Origin of the sequence: Mesorhizobium sp. M5C.F.Ca.IN.020.29.1.1, from assembly GCF_003997375.1 — a bacterium.
Lineage (GTDB): Bacteria > Pseudomonadota > Alphaproteobacteria > Rhizobiales > Rhizobiaceae > Mesorhizobium > Mesorhizobium wenxiniae.
Map to the genome: position 1 here is coordinate 1 of NZ_RZSW01000415.1, position 5,738 is coordinate 5,738.

Genomic DNA, 5,738 nt, shown 5'->3' on the forward strand with positions numbered 1-5,738 from the left:
CACGGACACGGGAAACTTGGCAACGATCACCCAATCGGGTCCACAAATCGCTTTTTCGCCAAGAATCTGCCACAACGCGAATTCGATCCGGACAAGGCTCGATTCCACCTCAAGAAGGCTGGCCTTTTGGATCTGAGGATCAGCTTATCTACTGCAGATGCAGCTTTCCCAGGGGCAGTCGATGCCGCGGCGATTTACCAGCAAGATGCAGCCAAAGCCGGCGTTAACATTGATGTAGTCCGCGAGGCGAATGATGGCTATTGGGACACTGTTTGGTTGAAGAAGCCTTTTTACATGAGCTACTGGCTCGGCCGGCCCACTGCGGACTGGATGTTCTCTCAGGGCTATGCCGCTGATGCCGCGTGGAACCAAGGGCATTGGAGGAACGCTCGTTTCAACGAACTTTTGGTGGCTGCCCGGTCTGAGCTTGATGACGCGAAGCGTTCGGAGATGTATGCAGAAATGCAGAGTATATGCAGAGACGACGGCGGCGAAGTTATACCGGTTTTTGCGAACAACGTGAGTGCTCTATCAAGGAAAATCGCTCACAAAAAGCTCGCCTCGAACTGGGATCTGGACGGTTTCCGTTGCGCAGAGCGCTGGTGGTTCGCCGATGCATGATCTGACGCAGTATTGAAAATGGCTCCAATAGCGAAGATCATCGGTCAGCGCGTCGCCTTGGGCATGCTGACCTTATGGATTGTTTCTGTACTCATATTCGCCGGAGTGCAGCTTCTACCAGGTGACATTGCTACCGAAATGCTGGGGCAGTCGGCAACTGCAGAGACAATCGCCGCCTTCCGGAAAAGCCTCGGCCTTGATCTGCCCGTCCATCTTCGGTACGCCTATTGGCTGGCTGACGTGCTCCGAGGAGATTTGGGAACAGCGCTCTCCAACGGCCGAGATATCGGCGAACTCATTCGACCAAGGTTGTTCAATACACTGTTCCTGGCATTGACGGCCGCGATAATGGCCGTCCCCTCAGCGTTGCTGGGCGGATTACTTAGTGCGCTCTATCGCAACACATTCTTCGATCGTCTGATCAATGTTTTTACACTCAGCTCGATTTCACTTCCAGAATTTTTCATCGCTTACATCCTCATCATGGTCCTATCAGCGAAAGCTGGTATTTTCCCGAGCCTCTCTGACGTCGATTCCACAGCCGGTCTTGCCGGCCGTCTGAATGCAGTCGCCCTTCCCGCACTTACGCTTATGCTAGCAGTCTTGGCCCATATGACGAGGATGACCAGGACATCAATCATCAACCTTCTTTCAAATCAATACATTGAGACAGCCCGGCTTAAGGGCTTGCCAGAATGGCGCGTGCTTGTTCGGCATGCATTGCCGAACGCTTGGGCGCCGATCGTCACCGTTATCGTATTGAACTTGGCATACCTGATCACGGGGGTCGTAATCGTGGAGGTCGTCTTCGTCTACCCAGGCCTCGGGCAGCTCATCGTGGATTCGGTACAGAAAAGAGACATTCCTGTCGTGCAAGCCTGCAGTCTGATCTTCGCAGCCACTTACGTCCTGCTCAATCTCACGGCCGACGTGTTGTCGATCGTAACCAACCCGCGCCTTATGCATCCAAAATGATGTGCGATAGCCGTGAACAAGCGATGAGCGAAACAAATGACGGTGATTGACGCGCGAGCAATTCTCGTTTCGGGAGGCAGGAGGTTTGTCTCGGCGCCGGTAAGCGCAAAATTCGGGATGGTGGTCATCGCGATGTACGTGCTGGCGGCCCTGTTGGCCCCGCATCTGACTCCTTACGGTGAGGCCGAGATTGTTGGTACGCAATTCGAACCATGGAGTTCCAAATTTTGGCTCGGAACCGACAATCTTGGGCGTGATATGTTATCTCGACTTGCGTTCGGAGCTCGAAACACAATCGGCATCGCGTTGCTCACGACCTGTCTCGCCTTTTCCATTGGCGCCTTCGCCGGCTTGGCTGCTGCCACCTTTGCCGGATGGCTCGACCAAATACTGGCACGCCTCGTGGATGTTCTGATGTCCATACCGCAGCTTATCTTTGCGCTGCTGCTGCTCTCAATCTTCGGCACTTCGGTCTCCGCATTGGTGGTCGTCATTGCTCTCCTGGACTCCACGCGTGTGTTTCGGCTGAGCCGGGCGGTCGCAATCAACGTCGCGGTTTTGGACTATGTCGAAGCAGCAAGGCTCCGCGGCGAAGGAGCCACGTGGATCATGACACGCGAGATATTGCCCAACATAGCCCCTACCCTGGTAGCTGAGTTCGGCCTCCGGTTTTGCTTCGTGTTCCTGCTGATCAGCGCTTTGTCGTTTCTTGGTCTGGGGATCCAGCCGCCTACAGCCGATTGGGGTTCGATGGTCCGTGATACCGCGACATTGATTTCTTATGGTGACATCACCCCGCTTCTGCCAGCCGGAGCGATTGCTCTACTGGCGGTGGCAGTGAATTTGGTTGTGGACTGGTTCCTCCACTCAGCAAGCGGGCTTCACGAGGCTTGAGGTCGCCTCGCGGTCTTGAGACGGAAAAAAGGTCGAAAGAAAAGTTGCTGATGTTGACCCAACTGTTTGGTGAGTTCTGCAAGCCCCAAAGTGCATAGCTCTCTCGAATCTCAGAAAGGTTGGCTAAGAATCTGCTAACCCTACGGCCCGTATTATCCGGTAGGACTTTGCAAGCTGGGCTTGTATGTGGCGCAGCAGCCGGATTCGCAATGGTACACTGCAGTGGCTTGCATACCTATTCTGTTTGGATGGACGGGCTCTCCACTAGCAGCCCAAATCGAAAAAAGACCGACGACCGGCAATCAACCGAGCGGAAACTGCAAATGTCGAAAGAAATCGCATTGTTGGACTAGCGAGATGACCTGAAGCCTTCCGAGCGTGCGCCAGCCAGCTGGTCGGAAAAGCCCGACAGGTTGCTCAACATACGCAACCTTCGGATTGAGGCTACCGTCTACCCACCGTGCGAGAGCCCAAGGAATCTGATCCTCGTTCATGACGTCTCACTAACTCTGGAACGCGGCAAGGTTTTGGGATTGATTGATCGGGCGCCGGCAAGTCGACCATAGGTCTGGCCAGCATGGGCTATTGTCGAGGTGGCGTTAGAATCACTGGCGGTGAGGTCGTTCTCAACGACCATGACATACTGACGGGCGGAGCAAGCGGCATGCGCAGGCTCCGGGGTCGCGAAATATGCTATGTTGCCCAATCGGCCGCAGCCGCATTCAATCCCGCGTACCGGCTGATGGACCAGGTGATAGAGGCGGCACTTCTACACGGCACCGGAACTCGGGCTGGAGCCAAGACACGAGCCGTTGAATTGTTCAAAAAGCTTAACCTTCCTGATCCGGAGAACATCGGCAGACGTTTTCCTCACCAGGTTTCGGGGGGTCAGTTGCAGCGCGTCATGACCGCAATGGCACTCTGCTCGAGCCCTGACCTCATTGTCTTTGACGAGCCTACCACCGCGCTCGATGTCACCACGCAAATCGATGTACTGGCTGCGATACGGGACGCCATCCGCGATACGGGCGTCGCCGCCCTTTATATCACTCACGACTTGGCGGTGGTCGCGCAGGTCGCGAACGAAATAGCGGTGCTACGGCATGGCAAGCTGATAGAGCGGGGCATGACGCAGCAAATCATTAACAATCCCGGCGAGCAATACACGCGAGCCCTCGTTTCAGTACATCGTATTGCTCACGAGCAGAAGGATCGTGACTCTCCACCAGTGCTATCAGTATTAGGCGTGACAGCAGCTTACGGCAACGGAGCAGTCAAGGTATTGCACGACATTTCCCTGGAGCTTCAGCCTGGACAAACTCTCGCAGTAGTCGGTGAATCGGGCTCTGGCAAATCAACGCTTGCACGCGTGATCACTGGATTGCTGCCGCCTCTGACCGGTAGGATTCAGTTCGATGGGAGCCCTCTTCCACGCCGGCTGGCTGAGCGGTCTAAGAAGGATCTCCGCCGCCTGCAACTGAATCAGATGGCGGATGTCGCGATGAATCCACGCCAGACTGTCGCCACGATCATCGGGCGACCGATAGAATTCTATTTCGGGATCGGCGGCGCCGAGCGTGATCAACGTGTGGTCGAACTGCTTGACAAAATCGAGATGGGGAAGGGCTTTGCGGACCGATATCCGGCAGAACTGTCGGGCGGTCAAAAGCAGCGTGTTTGCATCGCTCGGGCGCTTGCGGCAAAGCCGAAGCTGATGATTTGCGATGAGGTGACTTCGGCCCTTGATCCCTTGGTCGCCAACGGAATTTTGAAGCTGTTGCTGCAGCTGCAAAAGGACGAGAAGGTGGCCTATCTCTTGATTACCCATGACCTTGCGACAGTGAAGTCAATTGCCGATTCGATAGCCGTGATGCATCGCGGGCGGGTGGTACGCTACGGATCAAAGGGTAAAGTTCTTGCCCCACCGTTCGATCCCTATACCGATCTTCTCCTGTCTTCCGTTCCGAAAATGGAGGTCGGCTGGCTAGATAGAGCAATCAGTTCCCGACGGATGGAGAGCGCCGGGAACTAGCCGGCCGGGATTAAGTTAAGTCGTCGACCGTGAACAATCCGGGCCCTAAGCGGCGACCGACTTCGGCCGAAGTTGAAGCAGGGCGATCAAGAGCGACAAAGAATCCTTCAGCCACCTGAGCAGGAGGGAGAAGTTGTAGCCGGCGGCGGCCAGGATGGCGTTGAGGGCGTCGCCCTGCTGGCCGGCGAGGTAGTTGCGGCCCATCCTGTGCTCAGCCTTGATGTGGCCGATGACGGGCTCGACCGCCGACCGCCGCCGCATCTGGCGCTTGATGGCTGGGGTGACGCGGCGCTTCTGGCCGGCGGTGAAGACCCTGAACTTGTGGCTCTGCGGTGCGTTGTGGCCGCGATAGCCGGCGTCGGCGAGGATGCGGCTGATCTCGTTGCGGGCTTGGCGAAGACGTGTCATTCGATCCGCTTTAGCTTGGCCAGGTGATTGGAGAAGGCGGTGGGACCAGCCAGGCCGGCGAGATCGCTGAAGAAGCGAAGTTGGCCGGCCTGGAAGGCGTTCTGCAGGCTCTCAAGGAACAGCCGCCTGAACAGGCGTGACAGAACCCGCACGGGCAGGAGGAACCCCGGCCGGCAGGCTACCCAGCGCTGGCCGTCCAGCGATAGGCGCCGCCCGGCACGACGCAGTGTATATGCGGGTGATGGTGGAGATTCTGACCCCACGTGTGCAGCACGGCGACCACGCCGATGGCTGCGCCCAGATACCTGGGATCGGCGGCCGTCACCCTCAGGGCGTCAGTCGCGGCCTTGAACAGGATCGCATAAACCGCCGCCTTGTTTTGGAAGGCGATCTCGGCGACTTGGGCTGGCAAAGTGAAGACCACGTGGAAGTATGGGACAGGCAGCAGCTCGGCCTGACGCTCGGCCAGCCACTGGGCGCGAGCCAGGCCCTGGCACTTGGGACAATGGCGGTTGCGGCAGGAGTTATAGGCTTGCCGCACGAGGCCGCAGTCGGTGCAGTGTTCGGCGTGACCGCCCAAGGCCGCGGTCCGGCAAGCCTCCACCGCGGCCATGACCCGCCGCTCGACACGCCCGAGATGGCCGGCATGGTCGCGGCGATAATCAGCCCCGTGACGGTGGAATACATCCGCCACTTCCAGATCCGGGCGCATGGCTCGCGGCTCAGCCGGGCGGCGTGATCCCTGTCATCGGGCAATGAATATTCCCTGATTGTGGGCATCGAAAATTCCCTAGTTGTCGCTGCTGCC

The 5,738-nt window shown here is 57.4% G+C and carries 3 protein-coding genes and 3 pseudogenes; 4 read left to right on the plus strand and 2 right to left on the minus strand.

From position 1 onward, the window contains the following. The 4 genes and pseudogenes from EOA85_RS25780 to EOA85_RS25795 form a co-directional block, all read left to right on the plus strand. Nucleotides 1–621 (plus strand): ABC transporter substrate-binding protein (locus EOA85_RS25780; protein ID WP_348627929.1); only part of this gene is annotated, 621 nt, incomplete at its 5' end. Between the two features lie 18 nt (nucleotides 622–639). Beyond that, on the plus strand, nucleotides 640–1,596 hold the full coding sequence (locus tag EOA85_RS25785) for an ABC transporter permease (protein WP_127211649.1): 957 nt from the start codon (nucleotides 640–642) through the stop codon (nucleotides 1,594–1,596). Nucleotides 1,597–1,632: 36 nt separating this feature from the next. Then, entirely contained in the window at nucleotides 1,633–2,490 is an 858-nt protein-coding gene (locus EOA85_RS25790) for an ABC transporter permease (protein ID WP_127211650.1), read from the plus strand. 413 nt (nucleotides 2,491–2,903) lie between these two features. Beyond that, a pseudogene (locus tag EOA85_RS25795) lies at nucleotides 2,904–4,522 on the plus strand (ABC transporter ATP-binding protein). 45 nt (nucleotides 4,523–4,567) lie between these two features. On the opposite strand, the pseudogene EOA85_RS25800 reads toward EOA85_RS25795, so the two are convergent. Further along, nucleotides 4,568–4,906 (minus strand): annotated as a pseudogene (locus tag EOA85_RS25800) (transposase); the annotation flags it as partial. 23 nt (nucleotides 4,907–4,929) lie between these two features. Further along, nucleotides 4,930–5,642 (minus strand): annotated as a pseudogene (locus tag EOA85_RS25805) (transposase zinc-binding domain-containing protein); the annotation flags it as partial. Nucleotides 5,643–5,738 lie beyond the last annotated feature (96 nt).

Coding starts and splice junctions, on each gene's coding strand:
- EOA85_RS25785 (WP_127211649.1), top strand. CDS start 640: ATGGCTCCAATAGCGAAGATCATCGGTCAGCGCGTCGCCTTGGGCATG.
- EOA85_RS25790 (WP_127211650.1), top strand. CDS start 1,633: ATGACGGTGATTGACGCGCGAGCAATTCTCGTTTCGGGAGGCAGGAGG.